23 protein-coding genes and 1 tRNA gene are annotated in these 22,578 nt (G+C 58.7%); 16 read left to right on the top strand and 8 right to left on the bottom strand.

Annotation, left to right across the window (positions count from 1 at the left end; all coding sequences use genetic code 11):
* The first annotated feature begins 15 nt into the window (after positions 1-15).
* The 5 genes from C5750_RS21210 (at position 16) to C5750_RS21190 (ending at position 3,543) form a co-directional block, all read left to right on the top strand.
* Positions 16-510, top strand: coding sequence for a Holotricin-3 precursor (locus C5750_RS21210; RefSeq protein ID WP_130502068.1), 495 nt, complete (start codon positions 16-18; stop codon positions 508-510).
* A 331-nt stretch (positions 511-841) separates the two neighbouring features.
* The gene (locus C5750_RS21205; protein ID WP_158531262.1) at positions 842-1,093 is read left to right on the top strand and encodes a DUF982 domain-containing protein; all 252 of its coding nucleotides are present in this window, start codon (positions 842-844) and stop codon (positions 1,091-1,093) included.
* A gap of 159 nt (positions 1,094-1,252) precedes the next feature.
* A complete protein-coding gene (locus C5750_RS21200; protein WP_105736471.1) occupies positions 1,253-1,519 on the top strand; it encodes a DUF6460 domain-containing protein in 267 nt (88 codons plus the stop codon).
* A gap of 76 nt (positions 1,520-1,595) precedes the next feature.
* Positions 1,596-2,093, top strand: coding sequence for a CAP domain-containing protein (locus C5750_RS21195; protein ID WP_105736760.1), 498 nt, complete (start codon positions 1,596-1,598; stop codon positions 2,091-2,093).
* Positions 2,094-2,187: 94 nt separating this feature from the next.
* A complete protein-coding gene (locus C5750_RS21190) occupies positions 2,188-3,543 on the top strand; it encodes an MATE family efflux transporter (RefSeq protein WP_105736469.1) in 1,356 nt (451 codons plus the stop codon).
* Here the strand turns inward: C5750_RS21190 and C5750_RS21185 are convergent.
* From C5750_RS21185 to C5750_RS21175, 3 genes are all read right to left on the bottom strand, one after another.
* On the bottom strand, positions 3,540-4,625 hold the full coding sequence (locus tag C5750_RS21185; RefSeq protein WP_105736467.1) for a D-alanine--D-alanine ligase family protein: 1,086 nt from the start codon (positions 4,623-4,625) through the stop codon (positions 3,540-3,542). The two genes, C5750_RS21190 and C5750_RS21185, sit on opposite strands and share 4 nt — an antisense overlap.
* Positions 4,626-4,703: 78 nt before the next feature.
* On the bottom strand, positions 4,704-5,801 hold the full coding sequence (locus C5750_RS21180) for a quinone-dependent dihydroorotate dehydrogenase (protein ID WP_105736465.1): 1,098 nt from the start codon (positions 5,799-5,801) through the stop codon (positions 4,704-4,706).
* Positions 5,798-6,145 (bottom strand): DUF952 domain-containing protein, encoded by a 348-nt coding sequence (locus tag C5750_RS21175; RefSeq protein ID WP_105736463.1) that lies wholly within the window; start codon positions 6,143-6,145, stop codon positions 5,798-5,800. The genes C5750_RS21180 and C5750_RS21175 overlap by 4 nt, the downstream gene beginning before the upstream one ends.
* A gap of 132 nt (positions 6,146-6,277) precedes the next feature.
* On the opposite strand from C5750_RS21175, the gene C5750_RS21170 reads away from it, so the two are divergent.
* Together C5750_RS21170 and C5750_RS21165 are read left to right on the top strand one after the other, a co-directional pair.
* Positions 6,278-6,730 carry a hypothetical protein gene (locus tag C5750_RS21170; RefSeq protein WP_245421192.1) on the top strand — a complete coding sequence of 151 codons (453 nt, stop codon included), beginning with the start codon at positions 6,278-6,280 and terminating at the stop codon, positions 6,728-6,730.
* Between the two features lie 144 nt (positions 6,731-6,874).
* Positions 6,875-7,318 carry a VOC family protein gene (locus C5750_RS21165; RefSeq protein ID WP_105736461.1) on the top strand — a complete coding sequence of 148 codons (444 nt, stop codon included), beginning with the start codon at positions 6,875-6,877 and terminating at the stop codon, positions 7,316-7,318.
* Positions 7,319-7,361: 43 nt separating this feature from the next.
* Here the strand turns inward: C5750_RS21165 and pip are convergent, their stop codons facing one another.
* Positions 7,362-8,312: a prolyl aminopeptidase gene (pip, locus tag C5750_RS21160; protein WP_105736459.1), complete on the bottom strand. Its 951-nt coding sequence runs from the start codon at positions 8,310-8,312 to the stop codon at positions 7,362-7,364.
* A gap of 228 nt (positions 8,313-8,540) precedes the next feature.
* Between pip and C5750_RS21155 the strand changes: the two genes are divergently transcribed.
* A complete protein-coding gene (locus C5750_RS21155; protein WP_105736457.1) occupies positions 8,541-9,212 on the top strand; it encodes a response regulator in 672 nt (223 codons plus the stop codon).
* A 27-nt stretch (positions 9,213-9,239) separates the two neighbouring features.
* Here C5750_RS21155 and C5750_RS21150 read toward each other — a convergent pair whose 3' ends face one another.
* A complete protein-coding gene (locus tag C5750_RS21150; RefSeq protein ID WP_105736455.1) occupies positions 9,240-12,710 on the bottom strand; it encodes a hybrid sensor histidine kinase/response regulator in 3,471 nt (1,156 codons plus the stop codon).
* Between the two features lie 229 nt (positions 12,711-12,939).
* Here C5750_RS21150 and mscL point away from each other — a divergent pair, with 229 nt between their 5' ends.
* The 3 genes from mscL to C5750_RS21135 all read left to right on the top strand — a co-directional run bounded on the left by mscL (position 12,940) and on the right by C5750_RS21135 (position 15,754).
* The gene (gene mscL, locus C5750_RS21145; protein ID WP_105736454.1) at positions 12,940-13,353 is read left to right on the top strand and encodes a large conductance mechanosensitive channel protein MscL; all 414 of its coding nucleotides are present in this window, start codon (positions 12,940-12,942) and stop codon (positions 13,351-13,353) included.
* A 185-nt stretch (positions 13,354-13,538) separates the two neighbouring features.
* Positions 13,539-14,705 carry a pyridoxal phosphate-dependent aminotransferase gene (locus C5750_RS21140; protein WP_105736452.1) on the top strand — a complete coding sequence of 389 codons (1,167 nt, stop codon included), beginning with the start codon at positions 13,539-13,541 and terminating at the stop codon, positions 14,703-14,705.
* Positions 14,702-15,754, top strand: coding sequence for an AbrB family transcriptional regulator (locus C5750_RS21135; protein WP_158531263.1), 1,053 nt, complete (start codon positions 14,702-14,704; stop codon positions 15,752-15,754). Before C5750_RS21140 ends, C5750_RS21135 begins: the two co-directional genes overlap by 4 nt.
* 52 nt (positions 15,755-15,806) lie before the next feature.
* Here C5750_RS21135 and hemA read toward each other — a convergent pair whose 3' ends face one another.
* A complete protein-coding gene (gene hemA / locus C5750_RS21130; protein WP_105736448.1) occupies positions 15,807-17,084 on the bottom strand; it encodes a 5-aminolevulinate synthase in 1,278 nt (425 codons plus the stop codon).
* A 305-nt stretch (positions 17,085-17,389) separates the two neighbouring features.
* On the opposite strand from hemA, the gene galE reads away from it, so the two are divergent.
* Entirely contained in the window at positions 17,390-18,382 is a 993-nt protein-coding gene (galE, locus tag C5750_RS21125) for a UDP-glucose 4-epimerase GalE (protein ID WP_105736446.1), read from the top strand.
* A 169-nt stretch (positions 18,383-18,551) separates the two neighbouring features.
* On the top strand, positions 18,552-18,737 hold the full coding sequence (locus tag C5750_RS21120; protein WP_105736444.1) for a hypothetical protein: 186 nt from the start codon (positions 18,552-18,554) through the stop codon (positions 18,735-18,737).
* A 105-nt stretch (positions 18,738-18,842) separates the two neighbouring features.
* Here C5750_RS21120 and C5750_RS21115 read toward each other — a convergent pair whose 3' ends face one another.
* Positions 18,843-19,460 carry an FMN-dependent NADH-azoreductase gene (locus tag C5750_RS21115; protein WP_105736442.1) on the bottom strand — a complete coding sequence of 206 codons (618 nt, stop codon included), beginning with the start codon at positions 19,458-19,460 and terminating at the stop codon, positions 18,843-18,845.
* A 113-nt stretch (positions 19,461-19,573) separates the two neighbouring features.
* Between C5750_RS21115 and C5750_RS21110 the strand changes: the two genes are divergently transcribed.
* From C5750_RS21110 to C5750_RS21100, 3 genes are all read left to right on the top strand, one after another.
* A complete protein-coding gene (locus C5750_RS21110; RefSeq protein WP_105736440.1) occupies positions 19,574-20,479 on the top strand; it encodes a LysR family transcriptional regulator in 906 nt (301 codons plus the stop codon).
* Positions 20,480-20,671: 192 nt separating this feature from the next.
* Positions 20,672-21,373 carry a polysaccharide deacetylase family protein gene (locus C5750_RS21105; protein ID WP_105736438.1) on the top strand — a complete coding sequence of 234 codons (702 nt, stop codon included), beginning with the start codon at positions 20,672-20,674 and terminating at the stop codon, positions 21,371-21,373.
* A 14-nt stretch (positions 21,374-21,387) separates the two neighbouring features.
* Complete coding sequence (locus tag C5750_RS21100) at positions 21,388-22,374, top strand: glycosyltransferase family 2 protein (protein ID WP_245421191.1); 987 nt, start codon at positions 21,388-21,390, stop codon at positions 22,372-22,374.
* An 86-nt stretch (positions 22,375-22,460) separates the two neighbouring features.
* Here the strand turns inward: C5750_RS21100 and C5750_RS21095 are convergent.
* Positions 22,461-22,535, bottom strand: a tRNA-Thr gene (locus C5750_RS21095).
* Positions 22,536-22,578 lie beyond the last annotated feature (43 nt).

Genomic DNA, 22,578 nt, shown 5'->3' with positions numbered 1-22,578 from the left:
ATTGAGGAGATGGGTATGACTCTAGTGAAGCGCAGTTTTGCTGCCGTCGCGTGCCTTGGCTTGCTGGTTGCCGGCACGGCACTCTCGACGACGGGCAATTACAGCCTTGTCGGTTCCGCACTGGCCAAGAATGGTAATGGTGGCGGTGAGGGCGGCGGAAAGGGCAATGGCGGCGAAGGCCATGGCAATGCCAAGGCAGACCATGCGGATGACAAATCCAAGACCAAAGAAGCCGACCTGAGCGACAATAATCTGGACAAGAACACGCTTGGTCCTCTCAACGCCGCGCATGCATCCGCACGGGCACGGGAACGGGCCTCCCCTAATTCCTCTGTCGGCAAGATCGCCGCTTATGAGCGCAGCCGCGAGGCAGCACTTGCCATTAAAGACCCTACATTGAGGGAGCAGGCTCTTGCTGCCGCTGAAGCCAAACTGAGTATCGATTTTCATCGCACGCTCACCACGGCGCAAATTGACGAGGTGAACGACCTGCTGGACGCTCGCCGCTAGGGTTAGCGTGGCCCGTCGATAGGCCTGTCTGAAATTCCAGAAGGCTTCCGTGTCGCCGGACGCGGGGGCCTTTGCGTTTCCGGGCGTCAAACTCATTCCACATTTCTTTGTCGCTTTTCATGCATTTGCCGAAGTTTTGACGGAAGCCGGTGCGGCGTGGCCGTGAAGGAAATGACGCAGGTCTTTGCCGGCAGCGGCCAGCTCGTGTCCTATGAACAAGTCCTGAAAATGACGTCCCAATGAGAGCCTGGCCGGAATGGTTGTACTCATGATGGAATGCCAATATAATATGGTCACGCGGGGGCTTGGCTGTTTTTGGGCGTCTCACATCATGCGTAAACTGACATTCGAATCCGTTACCGTAGAAACCAGGCAGATCGGCACATACCGCAGCATTGCCTCGGTGAAAGAAGCCGCTGAATTTCTGTCGGACGATTGGCCGGCCCGGCACGGACCGAGTTATCTGGCTGCACAACAAATATGCCTTGATGCCTTGAATGGCGAGAGAACGGTGGGCGAAGCCCGAAAAGCCTTCATTGCGGCGGCAAAAACAGTCGATATTTTCGTGCAGGACCGGCGTTGACACCAGGCTGATCACCCCGCCTGCCTCGCCGCCATATCCAGACCATATTGGGATTGAAACGCTTGGCGAACGGGCTGTTGCCGTGCAATTGCTTGAACCGGGCCGCATATGGCCATATGTGAACACCATCGCTGCAACGCCGCCGCTATCGGAGTATCAATGTCGGACAAGATGAACCGTTTTCTGGGAGACACGCCGGGCCGTGTCCTGCTCAAGCTCATTCTCGTATCGCTTTTTGTCGGCGTGATCATGAATGCGTTCAACTGGTCGCCGCTCGATATTCTGTACGGCTTCGAGAATTTTGCCCGCCGCATCTGGAATCTCGGTTTTGGCGCGGTCGAGCGTTTTGCCGGTTATTTCCTCTTGGGCGCGGTCGTGGTTGTCCCGTGCTTCATCATTTTGCGGCTGCTGAGCTACAAGCGTTAAGCGCAAAAATATCGCCTTGGCCTGAATGAGCCACAATTGCTGGATATCGGCAGTGCGTCTCATTCAGGAATTGCTTATGCCCGATCATAGATTTCATTTGTCACGCCGCGGCTTTCTTGGGCTTGCCACCGTCTCGGCACTGTTGCCGCTGGCCGCCTGCCAGACGGTGACGCGCACGCCGGGGAAAAGCGCGGGTGTGTCTACGTCAGCCGCTTCGCTTGTGCAGAATATACGTTCTTCCAATGGATTGGCCGGCCTGACCGCCGATTCTTCTCTGGAAAGCGCGGCGCTGCAGCAGGCGGGTTACATGGCCAGCGCCGGCCGCATGTCCCATACGACCGGCTGGGGGCGGGATTTTGCCACCCGTGTGCGCAACAACGAGATCCACGGTATTGCTGCGGAGAATATCGCCGTTGGCCGCATGGAACTCGACCGGCTCTTTGCCATGTGGATGGCCTCGCCGCCGCATCGCCGCAATATGCTGGATCAGAAGTTCACCCGGTTCGGCCTTGCCTATTCGGAAGCTGCCAGCGGCAGCAGCCAGCGGTATTGGGCCCTGGTCCTTGCCAGCTGAACTATCGGCCAGGATTGGCCGATAGTTCTGGAAAAGCGCCGCGCGCAATGGCATAGGATACTGATAGCCCCTCTGGCGTCTTTCCCGGTGTCCCATGTCAACGCAAGTGTCCCATCCTGATGGATCAAAAATCGTTCGCCCATTCGAGGTGACGAACCGCCTGATGCTGTCGATCACGATTCCCGTGATGCTGGCATCGTTGACGACGCCCTTGCTCGGTCTCGTCGATACGGCTGTCATTGGCCAGCTCGGCGATCCGCATCTGCTCGGCGGCTTGGCAATCGGGGCCCTGGTTTTCGATTTCCTGTTCTCGACCATGAATTTCCTGCGCGCCGGAACAACCGGACTGGTGGCGCAGGCGATGGGTCGTCATGACAACGTGGAACAGCAAGCGGTGTTCTGGCGGGCAATCGGCATAGCCGTGCTTGTCGGCTTTGTTTTCATTGCGGTAACGCCGCTGGTGCTGACGGCAACGGTCCGCTTCATGAACCCGGATCAGGCGGTCGCCGATGCCATGTCCACCTATGTGTCGATCCGGCTCTTTTCCTCGCCGATGGCGCTGGGAAACTTTGTGGTGCTCGGTCTGCTGCTGGGGCAGGGCAAGGCGATGCAGGGCCTCTACCTGCAATTTCTGCTCAACGGCGTCAATGTGGTCATGACCTGCTGGCTCGGCCTGGTCATGGGCTGGGGCGTGGCGGGCATCGCCTGGGGAACCGTGCTTGGCGAAAGCGTCGCGCTGGTTGTCGGCCTGACCATGGTCTACTGGCAGTTTCGCGCGGTTCCCAATCCATCGCTTGCGCGCATCCTTGACATGCCGGCCATCCGGCGGATGTTTGCGGTTAACCGCGATATCATGCTGCGCTCATTCTTCCTGCTGATCGCCTATGCCTATTTCACCCGTGCTGGAACGGAAGCCGGTGCCGTAACCTTGGCAACCAACGCCGTGCTGATGAACTTTCTGCTGATCTCAGGCTATCTCATTGATGGGGTGACGACGGCAGCCGAGCAGATTTCCGGCCGTGCCGTCGGTGCGCATTATCGCCCGGCCTTTGATCGCGGCATCAAGCTTTCATTCCTGTGGGGGCTGGTCCTGGCTTCGCTGATGGCGCTGTTCTTCCTCATCTACGGCAATGCCATCGTGGCGGTTCTGATCAAATCCGCCGATGTTCAGGCCTTGGCCGCGCTCTACATGCCATGGGCCGCCCTGGCGCCCGTTACCGGGCTCTTGGCCTTCCACATGGACGGCGTATTCATCGGCGCCACCTGGTCACGCGACATGCGCAACATGATGATGCTGTCACTGGCCGGGTACTTCGCCGCCTATTTCATTCTGCCGCAATTCATGGGCAATCACGGGCTCTGGCTGGCGCTTCACCTTTTCCTCGGGCTGCGCGGTCTGTCATTGCTGGCAATCCTGCCGCGGCGGGCGCGGCTGCAGTTCGCCAGCTAGATCGTTCCGGAGCGCTGGCGGTCGGCGCGATCCAGCGCATGCTGGATCAGCCGGTCCACCAGATCAGGGTAGGGAATGCCGCTTGCTCCCAGTGTCTTCGGATACATGCTGATATTGGTGAAGCCGGGTATGGTGTTGACCTCGTTGACGACGGCGCTCATGTCCGGCCGCAGGAAGAAGTCGACCCGTGCCATGCCTTCACAGCCGAGGGCCCGAAAGGCCAGGCCTGCCATGTCCTGCAGCTGTTCCCGGACGGATGCGGGAAGATTGGCTGGAATGGACAAGGCCGCGCCGTCGGCATCGATATATTTGGCGTCATAGGTATAAAAGCCATGGCTGGCGGCTGGGGCGATCTCGCCGGGAACCGAAACCGTCAATGAACCGTCGCTCCCTTCGAGAACGCCAAATTCGATCTCGCGGGCCTGGACAAACTCCTCGACGATGACCTTGCGGTCGTGCCGGAATGCCTCCTTGACGGCGGCCTCGAAAGCCTCGGCCGTGGCAGCCTTGCCAACGCCGACCGATGAGCCCTGCCGGGCAGGCTTGACGAAGACGGGCGAGCCAAGCTCGCGTGTGATGTCGTCAAACCCGGCGGTTTCGCCAAACTGGAGTGTCACGCCTCTGGCGACGGGCAGGCCGGCCTGCTTGAGCAGGCGTTTGGCGACGTCCTTGTCCATCGCCGTTGCGGAGCCGAGAATGCCGCAGCCGACATAGGCAATGTCGGCAACTTCCGCCAAGCCTTGTACCGAACCATCTTCGCCGCAAAGGCCGTGCAGCACGGGGAAGACCACATCGACCGGCGGTATTTCATGCGGCGCGCCGCTTGCCGGAATAACGAGAAGCCGGCCTTTACCGCCGGGCAGCAGGCTGACTTCAGGTCCGGTGGCCGGAACAGTCTCTGGCAGGCCACCACCGTCAAGCGCCGCAAGCAGCCACTGCCCGGTGCGGGTGATGGCGATAGGCACCACCTCATATTTTGACGTATCGATTGCCTTGACGACATTGCTGGCCGAAAGCAGGGAAACCTCATGTTCGGCCGAACGGCCGCCATATAGAACTGCCACCCGTCTCTTGCGCGTCATCACTCTGTTTCCATTTTGCTGGAGTTTATCCCTGCCATCCGTTGGATTGCGGAACAGTGGCAAAATTACGCTCTGCCGTCAGGCGGGAATGTCTTTCGCCGCCCAATCTGCAAGGTCGCGATCCCGCAATGCGCTGATATTGCTGATGCCTTCGCGCTTGAGTGTGGCGGACGTCTCCTTGAGGATTTCAGCAGCGAGCCCAGGGCCATGGTAGATCATGCTGGTATAGAGCTGGACGAGATCGGCACCTGCGCGAATCTTGGCGATTGCCGTCTTGGCGCTGTCGATGCCGCCGACACCGATGATCGGCAGCGCGGGGCCAACGCGCTGGCGCATCTTTGCCAGCACAATCGTGGAGCGATTGAAGATCGGCGCACCCGACAGACCGCCGGTCTCGGCCGTGTGTTGCGGGCTGCGCAAACCGGTGCGCGACAGGGTGGTGTTGGAGATGATCAGGCCGTCCAGCGGATGCAGCGCGATTTCGGCAGCGATGTCATCGAGGCTGGCTTCAGGCAGATCCGGCGCGATCTTCAGAAAGACCGGGCGCCCGGTTCCGGATGGCGCTGCAGCCGCATCGCGGGCCTCCAGCACCTTGCCGAGCAATTCCTTGAGGCTGTCGCGGGCTTGCAAATCCCGCAGGCCCGGTGTGTTGGGCGACGAGATGTTGGCGGTGAAGTAGGCGGCAAGCGCATGGAACTTCCGGATGCCGGCGACGTAGTCGGCCACGCGATCGGTTGAATCCTTGTTGGCCCCGATATTGACCCCGACAATTCCTGGACGCTGCCTGCGCGATGACAGCCGCTGGAAAGCCGCTTCGTGGCCCTCATTGTTGAAGCCGAGGCGATTGATCACCGCATTGTCGTCGACAAGACGGAAAATGCGCGGCTTTGGGTTGCCGGGTTGCGCCAGCGGCGTGAGGGTCCCGATCTCGGCAAAGCCGAAACCGAGCTTCAGCAGCGCATCGGGCACTTCCGCGTTCTTGTCATAGCCGGCGGCCATGCCGAGAGGATTGGGAAATTTCAGCCCGGCAACGGTAAGTTGCAGGGCAGGGTCATCGCGCAGCGCGCATCCGGGAACAAGACCGGTCTTCAATGCCTTGATCGACATGCCGTGGGCGTCTTCCGGGTCAAAGGAAAACAGGACCTTGCGGCCCAACGACTGAAACAGCCCGCTCATGCGTTCATCTCCGGAAACTGGTGCTTGCCATCGGTGCCGAGCGGCAGCGGTTTGACCCACCGCACGGCCGCCATCGGCAACGAGGCGTAGAGGTGGGGGAAGAGATCGCCGCCGCGGGAAACCTCATATTTCAGGGCATCGCCCAACCGGTCGGTCTCAACGGCGACGAGCAGCAGGTCGTCCTGTCCGGCAAAGTGTTTGCTTGCCGTTTCCACCGCCTGTGCAGCGGTGGAGAAGTGGATATAGCCGTCGGCATGGTCGATCGGCGCACCGTCGAACACACCTGCGGCTTCGGCCGCTTGCCACAGTGCCCGTGGGGCAATCTTGTAAATCAGTTTGCTCATGCGGATTTACTAGACGCAAAACCGCAATACGCAAAGGGTAGACTGATGCCGGTAACAGAAATCTCGGCGCGCATTCCCATTTTCGGCGTATTATCCTCTCAAGCTTCAGGTTCAGCATTTCGGAGGTCTGTCATGTCACGTACACGAACACTGCTTGTCGCCGTTGCGACGGTCCCGTTCCTCGCAATCGCAGCCTCGAGCGGCTCGGCGGCCGAGGAGACCACGCGTTATTCCCTGGAGAAAACCGACACGGGTTATGTCCGGATGAACAACAGCACCGGGGAGATGTCCATCTGCCAGGAAAAGTCCGGGCAGTTGATCTGCAAACTGGCTGCCGAAGAGCGCAAGGCCTACGAGGAGGATCTGGCTGATCTGAAGACCCGTGTTGCCAAGCTGGAAGACACGGTCGCCAGCATGGGCAAGATTCCCCCGGTTGTTCGCGAAGCGCTGCCTTCCGATGAAGAGTTCGAGAAAGGCATGAATTACATGGAGAAATTCATGCGCCGTTTCATGGGGATAGCCAAGGAATTCCAGAATGACGACAGCGGCTCCAAGCCGCAGCAGGCCCAGCCGCAGAAAACCTGAAACGGGTAAAATATGAGGCGCGCGGTCAGGGCACGTTTTCCCCGGAAAACACCGGAACCTTTGTTCGGAATGTCATTTTGTTCTTGATTTGTTCGCGTTTTTATACGACTTTAGTCCCTCGATATTGGACGCTGGAGGGACAGGATGAACGAGGGGCCAAGACTGATCGGTGAAATTTCCATCCGGCTCTTTGTGCGCCACGGCGACCAGCAAATGGCCATGGATTTTTATGAAAATGTATTCGGCGCGCGGGTGGTCGGGCGCCCTTACCTGCACAATGGCGCGTTGATTGCCGCGGAAATGCGGATGGGCGCGTCGGTGATCATGATTGTCGGCGCCAACCCCAAACGGGATGCGGATGCCTCGCTGGGCGGGCCGCGTTCGGTCCACGCGATTGGCGCGACACCTGTCATGCTCGACATCCACGTCGACGATGTTGATCGCGTCATGCACCACGCCACGTCGGAAGGCGGCCATGTGCGCAATGCCGTCGAGGAACTGGACAATGGTGACCGCGTCGGCGTGCTGACGGATCCCTTCGGTCACTTGTGGGTGGTCAAATCACGCCGCAAACATCTGGCGGCGTAATCATGCAACCGGCTGCCGCAACAACCGGTTGCATGGGCTGCTATCAGGCTGCGAACCGTTTGGTTGCAGCAATCAATTCATGCACAATGCCCGGTTCGGTGACGGAATGCCCGGCATCTTCGACAATGCGAAGATCCGCTTCCGGCCAGACCTTTTTCAGATGCCAGGCGTTCAGGAGCGGCGTGCACATATCATAGCGGCCGTGCACGAGAACGCCGGGAATTTGGCGGATCAGATGGGCATTGCGCAGGAGGTGGTCATCCGTTTCAAAAAAGCCCCTGTTCTGGAAATAGTGGCATTCGATGCGCGCAAACGCGATGGCGAAATGGTCGCCGGCAAATGCCTCTTCCCGGGCCGGGTCCGGCAGGAGGGAAAGCGCCGAACCCTCCCAGCGCGCCCACAATTTGGCGGCTGCCAGCTGCACGGCTGGGTCGTCGTCGGTAAGGCGCTTGTAATAGGCGGCGATCATGTCGCCGCGTTCCGCCTCTGGAATATGCTCCTGGTAGGCTTCGAAGCGGTCCGGATAGATGATGCTCGCACCGTTGGAATAGAACCATTCGATCTCGAAACGGCGGATCATGAAGATGCCGCGCAAGATCAGCTCGCTGACATGGGCGGGGTGGGTCTGCGCATAGGCAAGAGCCAGCGTCGAACCCCACGAGCCGCCGAAAACCTGCCATTTATCGATGCCGAAATGGTTGCGGATACGCTCCATATCCGCCACGAGATCCCAGGTGGTATTCTCGCGCAGTTCAGCATAAGGCGTTGATTTTCCACAGCCTCTCTGGTCGAATAGAATAATGCGGTAGAGTTCCGGATCGTGCAGCCGGCGCATGGCGGGATTGATGCCGCCGCCAGGGCCGCCATGGATCATGATGACCGGTTTGCCCTGTGGATTGCCGCATTCCTCCACGTGGATGCTGTGCAGATCAGACACGGCGAGCATCTGCTCGGCATAGGGCTGGGTCTCGGGATAAAGTGTATTCGTTATCATACATCTTTCTTTCGAAAAGTGGCGAAATGGGTATATGATTGCGCGGGATTAAGGTTTTGCCAAGTCAATTCATGTGTTTAGCAGACATCTACGAACAGTCCGCATTGGTTCTGAACTTTCCCGCGCAATAGATTTGTCTTGATATATCAGGAGAATGCGCTTTAGTCGCTAATATTAAAACGATTAGATTTTTAGATGTTGTAATTTCAAAATGGAGACTTTTCAGGCATGAGATTTAAGTTTGTGATTGTGGACGATCATCCGCTTTTCCGGGGGGCGTTGAAAGCTGCACTTGTGTTGCAGACAGGCGATGCTGATATTATCGAAGTCAGCGATCTGGAGAGTGCGAAAAAGCATATCCTCGACGCAGCCGACGTTGACCTTGTGTTGCTCGATCTCGCCCTGGGCGGCGTCAGCGGCCTGACCGGTTTGATTGCTTTGCGTTCGCTGCATCCGAGTGTGCCGATAGCGATTGTTTCGGCAACCGATGATGCCGTTACCATCCGTACCGCGCTGGCGCTCGGCGCTTCGGGCTTTATTTCCAAATCCTCCACGCTTGATGAGATTGCCGACGCCATCGGCAGAATACTCGATGGCGAGATATGGTCGCCGCTGACCGGTCAGGGCGGGGGACAGCTGGACCAGGAACTGTTCGAGCTGGTTGGCCGCCTGCGCCGTCTGACACCGCAGCAGGGACGGGTTCTCGGCATGATGGCCGACGGCATGCTTAACAAGCAGATAGCGCATGAACTCAACGTGTCCGAGGCCACCATCAAGGCGCACGTCTCTGCGGTTCTTTACAAGCTTGGTGTTGAAAGCCGGACACAAGCGGTCATTTGCCTGTCCCGTTTCAACAGCACACCCGCACCTCTGAACGCCAGAGCAGTGGAGTTTCACTAGGGTAAGGCCCGCCGTACCGGCGATCATTCAGGCATCCGCACGGGTGCCTTGAAGATGGGAAAGCAGCGATCGCAGGACAGCGGGCCGCACGGGCTTGTTGATCAACGGGATATCCTCAGCGGCGGCACGGTCGCGCAATTGGCTCGACCGGTCGGCGGTCACAAGGGCGGCCTGTATGCGACACCCATATTGGCTGCGCAGTTCCGCTATGAGATCCATGCCGTTCTCATCTCCGAGATTGTAATCGGCAAGGATAACGTCTGGCGGCTCCCCAAGACTGTCACGCAAGGCCAGCAGGGTTTTGCCATGGGTCAAGACATTGACCGTGCAGCCCCAGGTCTGGAGCAGCTCTTTCATGCCCGCAAGGGAACGCTCGTCATCATCGATGCACAGCACGCTCAGACCATCCAGTGTGCCATGCCGCTCCAAAGCCGGCGGGTTGCTGACGGCAGTGGAGCACACCGGCATTCTGATGGAAAACACCGAGCCCTTTCCGATGCTGGAGGACACGCGGATAGTCATCCCCAGCAGCGTGGCAATGCGCTCGACAATCGATAAGCCGAGCCCAAGTCCGTCCGATTCGCGCATGCCGTGGGAAAGGCGGGAGAATTCGCGGAAAATGATGTTCAATTCGGTTTTGGCTATGCCTATACCCGTGTCAAGCACCTGGACCTCGACCGTATCGCCGCGACGGCGGACGCCCATGAGTATCTTGCCCGACTTGCAATATTTGATGGCGTTTGAAACAAGGTTTTGGAGAAGCCGCCGGAGAAGGTGGGGATCGGTGGCAACGGCAACGGAGCTTTCAACGAGTTTGAACTCCAGCGCTCTTTCCTGCGCCACCGGCAGAAAATCGTGAAAGACCTGCAGCAGCACGGTGTTCAACGGGATGGTCGATATCTCAGGCCTGAGGGCCCCGGCATCAAGCCGTGAAATATCGAGCAGCGCATTGAAGATCGATTCAACGGCCTCAAGCGATGAATTGAGGTTGGCCGCAAGCTCCTTCAACTGCGGCTTGGCAAGCTGTTCCGTCAGTGCCGAGGCATAGAGACGGGCAGCGTTGAGGGGTTGCAGAATATCATGCCCCGCATCCGCGAGAAAACGCGTCTTGCTGATATTCGCGTCCTCGGCGCGACGCCGCGCCTTGGCCAGTTCCTGATTGGCAAGGGTGAGCGCTTTTGTGCGTTCGCGCACCCGCGCGTCAAGGCGCTCATTGCCTTGCCGCAACATTCTGTCTGTTTCGACCGCCTGGGTGACGTCGGTAAAGGTTGCCACCATGCCACCGTCCGGTATGGCATTGGCCAGAATGTCGACAGTCCGGCCCGAATGACCGAGCATGATCCGCCAGCGCGCGGGCAGCGCCTCCAGTTCTTTCAGCGCGATGTGATCACCGCTTGCCGCAGCGTCTCTCGCCGGAAGAAGAAAAGAAACGATCGCATGGAATGGCGTGCCCATGCGCTGCAGGGGGGCGGGAAGATCGAGCATGAGCGGAAACGGCCGGTTCCAGCACATGAGCCGGAATTGCCGGTCGAAAACGCCGATGCCCTGATCCACGCGATCCAGCGCCGTTTGCAGTAGGTCGCGGTTTTGCACCAGGGCTTCCGTGGCGTGTTCGAGCAGTATCTGCGTCTGTCTCTGGGCGGTTCCAGAGGGGCCCATGGCAAGGGACAGGATCAGTCTGGCGGATGGCGATCCGACAATGCTGGAAAGCAGCTGTTCGGAGAAATGCACCGTTTTGAAATCGGCCGAGCCGTCCGGAACAATTCCTTGCTGGCCCTGGAAGGCATCGAATGCAAGCCGGGTTTGTTCAGCACCTATGTACCGGGATATGGTGTCCTTCAACTGGTCGACCGTCACGTTGGCATGGTGATTCCTGCTGGAAAGGGCGGCTTCCCCGGTTTCGGGGATGAAAATATTGGCTTGGATGCGCTCAAGCGGCGCTGCACTTTTCGACAGGGAGCCAAGGATGAAGAAAGCCAGGTTGGCGGTCAGGCTCCACAACAACCCGTTTACCACGGGACTTGCGTCCAGCCCCCAGAGATGATGCGGCCGCAAGAGACCGATACCATAGGGGCCGCCCGTAACAAGAGAGCATGACTTATCAAGCCAGGTAGGGAGAAGCATGGTGTAGAACCACACGGCCGTGCCTGCCGCCATGCCCCACCACGCGCCGCGTGCCGTGGCCCTGCGCCAGACAAACCCGCCGAGAAACGGCGGCAGCATCTGCATCATGCTGACGGCGGAAATGAGCGAGAGCTCTGAAAAGTCGACATAATCCCTGATCGTGAACTGGTAGGCATAGGCGGCAAGCAGGATGGCCACGATGGAGTAACGCCGGATTTTTGGAATGATTGCCGTGTAGTCGTCCTTGCCGGGCGGTGTCGTCCGCCATGGCCAGTTCAACAGGATCGGCAGGATGAGATCATTGGAAATCATGATGGACAGCACAATGGTCGGTAAAACCAGCATGGTGGCTGCCGCCGAAAGACCTCCGGCAAAAGCGAGAATGGCCAGCCAGCCTTGATGCGCCTGGAGCGGGAGTGAAAGGAAGTAAAAGTCGGGGGAGGCATTGTGCGGGAGCTTCCAGGTTCCAATTGCCGCCAGCGGCAGCACAAGAAAACCGGCAATAGACAGGCATGCGGGAACCAGCCACCGCGCGGCCGACAATTCCCGTCTGCTCCTGTTTTCCACCACAGTGAGATAGAACTGGCTGGGAAAAAGCAATGTTGTCGCAGCGCCGATCAGCGCAAGCGCGACGATGTTCGCCAAAGAGACGGGCGCGTGCAGCGCCGGGATGGCAATCCCGCTGCCGGTGAGATGGTCGAACAACACATCCGGCGTGCCGAAAAGAAATGTCGTTGCGGCTATGCCCACGGCAATGAAGACAATCATCTTGAACGCGGAATCGCTGGCCAGCGTGCGCACGATGCTTTCATCGCGATCCATGGTTTGCGGCGATTTTTCGCTGTTGTGGATGATGAACAAGGCAATGACGCACAGAAGCCCCCACACCAGCCAATGGGGTTCATAGGCTCTGTCCGCACTGTGCGGGGCCGGCGAGCCGGCAAAGACCTCGAAGAGGTAGTGGACCGCTGTGAGCTGCAGGGCGAGATAGGGAACGCCGCCGATCGTCGTGATGATCGTCACAAAAGCGGTCACCGAGAAACTCTTGCCGTAGCGCGCACCGATCAGGTCGGCGATGGAGGCAATACCCTGCGATTGTGCAAGCTTGATAACGCGATGAAAGAACGGAAAACCCAGGGTAAAGGCCAGCGCGATCCCGATGAACAATCCGATAAATTCAACACCGTTTTCGGCGGCATATCCGAGGGCGCCGTAGAACAGCCAGCTGCTGCCGCCCGATGCGAGACTAAGCGCATAGATAAGCGGCCGGTCCCCTCTGCGATCAAGGCGATTGCGCCGGCCGATGGTTTTGACCCGCACATACTGGGCAATAAGGTATAAAATCGCGACAAGCGCTACAGTCCAGCCCGTCATGGGCTTCAACCTTCCATCAATTTGCGATGAACGTGTTCATCAAAATGAATTAAATTTAAAAACTACCCGTCGAAAACACTTGAATAACCAGAGTTGCCGGCGCGGCGTGGAATATAAAACTTTTTATTAATAAATTGGGAACATCTGTTACTGTCAATCCGTGTTGCAACCTGCACCACTGGGGACTGACAGCTTCCAATTAACACGGAATACTGGAGAGTGGTATATCATGCTAAAGGAATTCAAAGAATTTGCCTTGAAGGGAAACATGGTCGATCTCGCCATCGGTGTGATCATCGGCGGTGCTTTCGGCAAACTGGTTGATTCGATTGTGAACGACATCTTGATGCCGATCATCGGGCTTATCACTGGTGGCGTCGACTTCTCCAATATGTTTATCCAATTGGCTGGTGCGCCCGCTGCCACGTTGGCTGCCGCACGCACCGCCGGTGCGACCCTTGCTTACGGCAACTTCATCACCCTGCTGATCAACTTCCTGATCATTGCCTGGGTTCTTTTCATGGTGGTCAAAGCCATGAACAGGCTCAAGAAGAAGGAAGCTGCAGCGCCGGAAGCTCCGGCTGCACCGACCAAGGAAGAAGTTCTGCTGACCGATATCCGCGATCTTCTGGCCAAGCGCTAGGACATTTCGCATTGGTTCAGAGACCCCGGCTTCGCGCCGGGGTTTTTGTTTCCATGATTGTCAGGAAGACGTCAGCAGACCATCAGCATCGGTGATGGGAACATCACAAATATCCGCGTGATTGTTGCGTTTCATTGCGTTACGTCTGCCTTTGAACGGGATGTGCATTTGGCACTGGAGATATTATGGGTCTGATTGAACATTTGCGCCATGAAGCTGCGGTGGCGCCGGAAAGCGGCATCGTAGCGGTGATGAACCATGGCAGGCGCCAGGACGGCGTCATTCCCCTCTGGGCGGGTGAAGGCGATCTTCCCACGCCGGATTTCATCAGGGATGCCGCAAATGCAGGTCTGGCCAATGGCGAGACCTTCTATACCTGGCAGGCTGGCATTCCGGAACTGCGGCAGGCATTGGCCGGCTATCATAAACGCCATTTCAACGTGGATCTGCCCGTCGAGCATTTTTATGTCACGGGTTCCGGGATGCATTCGATACAGCTCGCCATCCAGGCCACGGCCGGGACGGGGGACGAGGTTGTCTATGTGTCGCCGGCATGGCCGAATTTTGCCGCTGCTGCCGGCATAGCGGGCGCAAAGCCGGTGCCGGTGACGCAGGATTTTACCGGCAATGGCTGGACGCTCGACCCCCAAAAAATTCGCGACGCGATCACCCCCAGGACAAAGGCTCTGTTCATCAATTCGCCGTCCAATCCATCCGGGTGGACCGCCGATATCGAGACATTGAACGAAATATTGCAGATCGCCCGCCAGCACGGTCTGTGGATCGTCGCCGACGAGATCTACACGCATTTTTATTACGGTGCGCGCCGATCCCCTTCGTTTTTCGATGTCATGGATCCCGATGACCGGATTATTTTCGTCAATAGTTTTTCCAAGAACTGGGCAATGACCGGCTGGCGTGTCGGCTGGATGACCCTGCATCCCGCCCTCGGCAAAACCGTGGAGAACCTGATCCAGTATTCCAATTCAGGCGTTGCGCAGTTCATGCAGCGCGGTGCCGTCGCTGCCCTTGATCACGGGGACGAATTCATCCGGATGCAGGTGGAGCGCGCGCGCAAGGCGCGCGACATTCTCTGCGCCAAACTCGCAGCCACGGGCAGGGTGCGCATGTCGCCGCCGGCAGGTGCATTCTACCTGCTGTTTGGCATCGAGGGCGTTTCCGACTCCTACCGCGCAGCCTTCGACATCGTCGACGAAGCAAAGGTTGGCCTTGCGCCGGGCACGGCTTTTGGCGATGGTGGCGAAGCCTTCCTGCGGCTGTGTTTTGCCCGGCGTATAGATCAGGTCGAGGAGGCTGCCGATCGCCTCGCAGACTGGATCAGGAAACGTTGAATCGCATACATCTGAATAACACTCAGGCGACCATTCTTTCGCTTCTCATCGCTTCGGCCGGCGCTTTCAGCGCCGGTTTTGCCGGTCTGCCCATCCCGTTTCTGCTCGGATCGACGCTTGCGGTCACGGCAGCCTCGCTTTCGGGTATCCGTATCCATCTGCCGGACTGGCTGCGTGCCTTCGTCTTCTTCATGCTGGGTATTCAGGCCGGGTCCGGTGTTTCCGCTGATACCGTCAACCAGATGGTGCTGTGGCCCGTCAGTTTCCTCATGCTCCTTGCAGCGCTCATCGCCGTGACCGGACTGACTTATGTCATGCTGCGCAAGGGTTTTGGCTGGGATGGGCCCACCGCATTGTTCTCATCGTTGCCGGGAGCGCTTTCCTTCGTGCTGGTGGCCGCCATGGGAACGCAGGCCAACATGGTCAAGATCACCGTCGTTCAGTGCATCCGCCTGTTGCTTCTCATCGGCTTTCTCGCACCGCTCCTTGCCGTCATCGCCAGGAATGCGCCACATGTCGTGGTGGAGCTGAACGATCACTGGACGGTTCAGGAAGCACTCATCCTGTTTGTCTGCGGTCTTGCCGGCGCGCTCCTCGGCCAGTACACGCGCGTACCCGGCGGCATGATGCTCGGTGCCCTGCTGGCAAGTGCGGCACTGCACGCCTCCTCCATCGTGACAGCGGTGGTTCCGCGCTCGATTGCGGATATCGGATTGATTATTCTGGGCGTGCTGATCGGGTCAAGGGTGGGTGCGGAACATCGCACCCAGCTTGTTCGCTATCTGCCGGCTGCCCTTTGCGCCTTTGTTATCGGAACGGCCGCCTCTTTCCTGGCAGCCGTCGCGGTTTGGTATATCCTGGACATACACCCTGCGCAGATCGCCCTGGCCTTTGCGCCGGGGGCGCTGGAAGCGCTGACGGTGATTGCATTTTCCCTGGGCGTCGATCCGTCCTACGTGGCCTCTCACCACGTGGCGCGATTTCTGATGATTGCCTTTGCCGTGCCGTTTCTGGCGCGCTGGCTGAACGATACGGACGCCAACAAATAAGCCCGCCATTTCATTGAAACAGCGGGCTTTTGCGAATTCAGGAAGCGTGGTTTCAGCCGCCGGCCTTGGAAACGGCGAGTGTCACCACGCGCTCGCCCGTCTTGACGGACGGGGCGTTGTCCTTGGCGAAGGGAATGCCGAGTGCCGTCCAGACCTCAACCAGTGCGTCCTTCAGTTCGAGCACCAGTTCATCGGAGTGGAAGGGCGTCGGCGTGACGCGCAGCCGCTCCGTGCCGCGCGGGACGGTGGGATAATTGATCGGCTGGATATAGATGCCGTGCACCTGAAGCAGCCGGTCACTTGCCATCTTGCACAGCTCGGGATCGCCGACATGGATCGGGACGATATGGGTCTGCGATTGCATGACCGGCAGGTTGGCGGCGGCCAGAACATCCTTGGTCAGCTGCGATTGCTGCTGATGCAGTCTGCGTTCTTCCTGCGAGACTTTCAGGTGCCGGATCGACTGGGTAGCCGCTGCCGCGATCACGGGGGGAAGGGCGGTGGTGAAGATGAAGCCGGGCGCATAGGAGCGTACGGCATCGATCACGGTCTTGGGACCGGTTATGTAACCGCCCAGGGTGCCGAAAGCCTTGGCCAGGGTTCCTTCGATGATATCGATGCGGTCGGAGAGACCTTCCTGATCGGTGATGCCGCCGCCGCGATTGCCGTACATGCCAACCGCATGAACCTCGTCGATATAGGTCATGGCATTGTATTTCTCGGCCAGATCGGCAATGGCCGCGATCGGAGCGATATCGCCGTCCATGGAGTAAACCGATTCGAACACGATCAGCTTGGCGCGTTCCTTGCCGGCAGCCTTCAGCAGATCTTCGAGATGTGCCACATCGTTGTGACGGAAAATCTTCTTCTCGGCGCCAGAACGGCGTACGCCTTCGATCATCGAGGCATGGTTCAATTCGTCTGAAAGGATCAGGCAATTGGGCAGAAGCCGCGCAATCGTCGATATCGATGCCTCGTTCGACACGAAGCCAGAGGTAAAGACCAGGCCGGCTTCCTTGTTGTGAAGGTCGGCCAGCTCGTTTTCCAGCTCGACGAGAGGATGGTTGTTGCCGGAAATGTTGCGCGTGCCGCCCGCACCGGAGCCCATGCGGCTCGACGCATCATGCATGGCTGCGATAACCGAGGGATGCTGACCCATTCCCAGATAATCGTTCGAGCACCATACGGTGATTTCACGCGTGGAATCGGCAGTGCGCCAAAGCGCGCGCGGAAATCTCCCCACGATCCGTTCCAGATTGGCAAAGACCCGATAGCGCTTTTCAGCGTGCAATTGGTCGATCGCGTCTTCGAAAAACCGACGATAGTCCATGAACTGCTCCTGTATTCTGGACTTAGTAGCGTTTTTACGGGCTAAAATCCATGACGAGAAGGTGGGCAATTTGCCACGCTTGGCAAATCGCGGGTCTGCCGCCGCCGCCGATGGCATTATACCGTTGAAAGAGCGCCGGTGATACGGGAAGCGCCGGAAATCCGTTCCGCCCATTCCCGCGGCCGGATCGTCCGGGATTCTTTCGCCACATTATTTTTATGATGCATCTTCAAAGCTTTGCAGACCTGCCAAAATGCGGCAAGATATTGCGATGAAACTGTTGGTGTGGTTCAGGGGGTTGGCTGATGACAGTACTCATAACCGGGGGCGCCGGCTATATCGGCAGTCACATGGTCTGGGAATTGCTCGATTCCGGTGAATCCGTCGTGGTCATCGATCGCCTTTCCACCGGGTTTGAATGGGCCGTCCCGGCGGAAGCCAAGCTGATTGTTGGCGATATCGCCGATCAGCACCTCGTGCGCGATACGATCGAACGCAATTATGTCGATGCGGTCATCCACTTCGCCGGTTCCGTTGTCGTGCCCGATTCTGTCCGGGATCCGCTGGCCTATTATGAAAACAACACCTCGAAATCCCGCACATTGATCGAAGCGGTGGTCAAGTCCAACGTCAAGAACTTCATCTTTTCATCGACGGCCGCCGTCTATGGCGACGGGGGGCTTGAGCCCGTTACCGAAGAGACGGTTTTGTTGCCGCAGTCGCCCTACGGTGTCTCCAAGCTGATGACGGAATGGATGCTGCGCGACACGGCCGCGGCCCATGATTTTCGTTACACGGCGCTGCGCTATTTCAATGTGGCCGGGGCCGATCCGAAGGGCCGTTCCGGCCAGTCGACGCGCGGGGCGACGCACCTGATCAAGGTTGCCTGTGAAACGGCACTGGGAAAACGGCCCTATATGGAAATCTACGGTCACGACTTCCCCACGCCGGATGGCACCTGCGTGCGGGACTATATTCACGTCAGCGATCTCGTGGCCGCCCATCGTCTCGCATTGGACCGGCTCCGCACCGGCGCCAGCAGCATTGTCGCCAATTGCGGCTATGGCCGGGGATATTCGGTGCGCGACGTGATTGAAAGTGTCGAGCGCGTTCATGGGAGATCGATTGACGCGCGCCTGACGGACCGGCGGGCGGGTGATGCCGCATCGGTTGTGGCCAATAGCGCGCGGGCGCGAAAAGACCTGGGCTGGGAACCCCGTTTTGATAATCTCGATGTGATCGTCGAAACGGCGCTCGCCTGGGAAAAGGGTCTTGCAAGCCGCAATTCAGGGCGCTGATTGTTGTCCCGGTTGCGCAACACCGCCGCGTGGCGCGGTGTGCTTCTCGTTGGTAAACCGGTCATGCGGCGGAGAGACACATTGCTTTAACCTGTGTCATCCTAGAAAAGGGGAACCTTCTTCGCTGGGAAGGTGTTTAAAGACCACGAAGTAGAGTTGGAGTAATACGATGGGCGGTGCCAACCGGGCCAACGAAAAACAGTTATCCAGGATTATGCGACGACAAATTTCCCAGTCGTCCTACCGGACCGCTATACGGGCTGCCGGTATCTACAAGGTTGAGGATACAGTGCCGGAAAGCCTGCTCGACCAGCTCCGCCGCCTGGACGAAGCCGAATACAAGCAGGCGAAATAAACGGATAGCCCTGACGGGCCCATCGGCATCCCCCGATCCAGATCAGCATCACCGCCAGAATGCGTAGAAGAGGTGGACGAAGTCCACCCCCTGAAGTCCGCTGTGTCAGGCAGCCAGAGCCAGGTGACTGGTCTGTTCCTGTGCGGTCGCAATTGCCTTGGCTTCGGCTTCCGGTCCCATGCCAACACCTTCGATGCGAACCACTTCAACATCGGTCATGCCGAGGAAGCCGAGCACGGATTTAAGATAGGGCGTGGCGTGATCGAGAGCGGACGCCGGACCGGCGGAGTAAATTCCGCCCGATGCGATCACCAGATAGACCTTCTTGCCCGTAACGAGACCCTTGGGGCCATCTTCGCCGTAGCTGAAGGTTTTGCCGGCGCGGGCGATGTGGTCGATCCACGATTTCAGCGTCGACGAAATGCTGAAATTGATGAACCCGGTCGAGATGACGATGCTGTCGGCGGCAAAGAGTTCATCGACGGCCTGGTCCGAAACCGACACGACCCGCTGCTGTTCGGCGGTGCGTGCCTCCACGGGCGTGTATATGCCGGCCGTGTAATCGGCGCCGATGTGCGGCAGCGGGCGGCTGGCAAGGTCGCGTGTGACGATCGTGCTGCCCGGCGTTGCCTGCTGCAGTTTGCGTGCGAACTCCGTGGCGACCTGAGTCGAGTGGGAAGCTGCACCGCGCGGGCTCGATGTGATGAGAAGTATGGATGACATGGTTTTCGTACCTTCCAAAAGGACAATGAATTGATGCCCGTAATTTGGTACTCGACATCCATTTAGAAAACTGGGAAAATATCTATCAAACCCATCTATGGATTAGATAGATCATGCAGCCCAATCCGACACTCGATCAGCTCCAGGTCTTCCTTGCCGTTGCCGACACGGGCAGCTTTTCCGCCGCGGCGCGCCATCTCAACCGGTCTCAGTCGGTCATCAGCTATACGATCGCCAATCTGGAAGCGCAGCTGGAGCTGCAGCTGTTTACCCGTGGCGGAACCCGGGAACCGCGCCTGACGGAGGCGGGGGTCGCCATGCTGGAGGACGCGCGGCGGATGGCATCGGCGCTGCAGGGGCTGCGCGCGCGTGCCGAGGGTCTCAAGGCGGGACTGGAAGCCGAGATAGCGATTGTTGTCGACGTGTCCGTGCCATCGCCGGTGCTGATATCCGTGCTGAAAGCCTTCCAGGAGCAATTCCCGACCGTGAGCCTGCGGCTGCATGTCGGGGCGCTCGGCATGGTATGGGATCTCGTCCAGAAGCGGCAGGCGGATATCGGCATTGGCGGGCCGCCGGTTCAGACCAGCGATGACCTGACCACGATCCGGGTTGGCGAGATGACCATGACACCCGCTGCCGCGCCGGATCATCCCCTGGCCCTCTACAAGGGGCCGGTGCCGCTCTCGTTCATCCGCGATCATGTCCAGCTGGTGGTGACGGATCTCTCCGAGCAGACCAAGGGCCGGAACTTTGGCGTTTTCGCCTACCGGACATGGCGGTTGACCGATGTGGGGATCAAACATGACCTGATGGTCGCCGGACTGGGCTGGGGCGGCCTGCCCAAATGGATGATAAAGGATGACGTTGCCGAGGGCCGGCTGGTGGAACTTGACCTTAAGCCCTATCCGGAAAGTCATTACTCGCTCTTTGCCCTCCACATGGCCGACAACCCCCTTGGTCCGGCTGCAAAATGGTGGGTTGAGCGATTCGCGCGGGAAATGGCCGCTTGTGCCTACTGAGCGGTCTTTAGACCGAATCTTGCCTGCGGCAACCCAGGCGTCATGTTGAAAATGTTATGTACAGATTCGCAGACAAGCATGCTCGCCGGCGCTAGAATTGGCGCTGCAGCTGTTTCTCATATATTTGATGGATACCGTTATATGTCATATCTGCAGTTTCGGCCCGGCCCACTTTCATCTGAGTTCGCATAAATGCCCATACCCATCCTGATGTACCATCAGATCGACAGACCGGCAGGGCGCGGCAGTCCGTTCCGCTATCTGACCGTCGATCCGGCCAATTTCCATCGCCAGATGAAATGGCTCAAGCGCATGGGATATGCCGGATTGTCGATGCGGGATCTGCAGCCCTATCTGGCGGGCCAAAAGACCGGCAAAGTGGTGGGCATCACCTTTGACGACGGATTTCGCAACGTCATGACGCATGCACTGCCGGTGCTTGATGCGCTTGGCTTTACCGCCACGAATTATTTTGTCAGCCGGCAGATCGGCGGTTCCAACATATGGGATGCCGATGTCGGCGTTCCCCATTCGCCCTGCATGTCCCGTGCGGAAATGCTGGAATGGGCGGCATCGGGGCATGAAGTCGGTGCGCACACGCTTGATCATGTGCACTTGACCGAGGTCGGTCCTGACGAGGCCCGGCGGCAGATCTCCGACGTGCGCCGCGAACTCGAGGATATGCTGGGCAGTGCGGTGGACGCATTTTGCTACCCCTATGGCGATTTTTCCCGAGAGATCAGGCAAATGGTCGAGGAGGCGGGATATACCACGGCGACCACCACGCAGCGCGGGCGGGCGACGCCGCAGCATGATATGCTGCTCTTGCCCCGCAAGATCGTTCGCCGGACCGATGGCTGGCTGAACGTCCTGCGCAAATCCGTCACCGGTTGAGGATGGGAAATCCCGTGCCCGGAGAACCAGCGAAGACGCGCAGCATCTGCGTCGGGACCATCACCCGCAACAGGCCGGTGATGCTGAAAAGTCTCTTCGAATCCTATGCACGGATGCAGGTTCCGGCGGGTACCAGCATCCGTTTTGTCGTGGTCGAGAACAATGACCAGCCAACCCTTTCCGACGTGGTGGAAACGTTTCGAGCGCTGTTGCCGCAGTCCATCGTTCAGTACGAAGTTGAACCGCGTCTCGGCATTGCCTTTGCCCGCAATCGGGTTCTGGATTGTGCGCTCGATGCCGGCGATGACCTGTTGACCTTTGCCGATGACGACGAAACCGTCGAACCGGACTGGCTCGTGCAACTGCTCGCCGAGCGTGATGTCTTTGATTTTGATATTGTCGGGTCTCCGGTTCGGCTCGCGCCGCATGGTCCGGATGTAACGGTGTGGCAGAAAATGATCTGGTCCGGCATGGACCGGGCCAACCGCAACAGCGAAGCAAAATATCTGCGCAGGCGCAATGCCGGACAGGGCGGCCGGATACGCATTGCCACCGGCAGCTGGATGGGAAATCTGGCATTCTTTCGCAGAACCGGCGTGCGCTTCGACAATGCGCTTGCCCTGGCTGGCGGCGAGGATTGGCGCCTGTGGGCGGACGCGCGCAGGCTGGGCGCCAAGACAGGCTGGACTCCGGCCGCCGTCGCTTATGAAACCGTACCGCAGGACCGCCTCACCTTCGCCTACCAATATCGGCGCAGCCGGGACATCAGCATCATTGAAATGCGCACCAAGCTGAACAAGCACAGGACTGCAACGCTTCTGCGTCTGCCGGGCTCGCTCATGGGCCGCCTGCTGTCGCTTTGTCTTTATCTGATGGCCGTACCGTTCACGCGGGGACGAACGCTGGTCAAGGCGGCATCGCGCCTGGGCAGTATCGTCGGCGTCCTGCGGGCATGCATGGGCAGCGAATCAGCCCACTACAAGCGCGTCAGCGGAACATGACCCCTGATCGTCGATCAGGCGGTGCCGTCAAAATGATCTGTGGATAACGTCCGCCTGGCAGATGATCGTCCGATCATCGAAAAGACTGGTGCTGCGAGAGAGGATTGAACTCTCGACCTCTCCATTACCAATGGAGTGCTCTACCACTGAGCTACCGCAGCTGATTTGCGAACGCGGCGGACTTCTGCCATATCATTGCTCAAA

It is taken from the genome of Phyllobacterium myrsinacearum, from assembly GCF_002980555.1.
Lineage (GTDB): Bacteria > Pseudomonadota > Alphaproteobacteria > Rhizobiales > Rhizobiaceae > Phyllobacterium > Phyllobacterium myrsinacearum.
The sequence above is the reverse complement of the archived record's forward strand: the minus strand, read 5'-3'. Positions and strand labels throughout refer to the sequence as shown.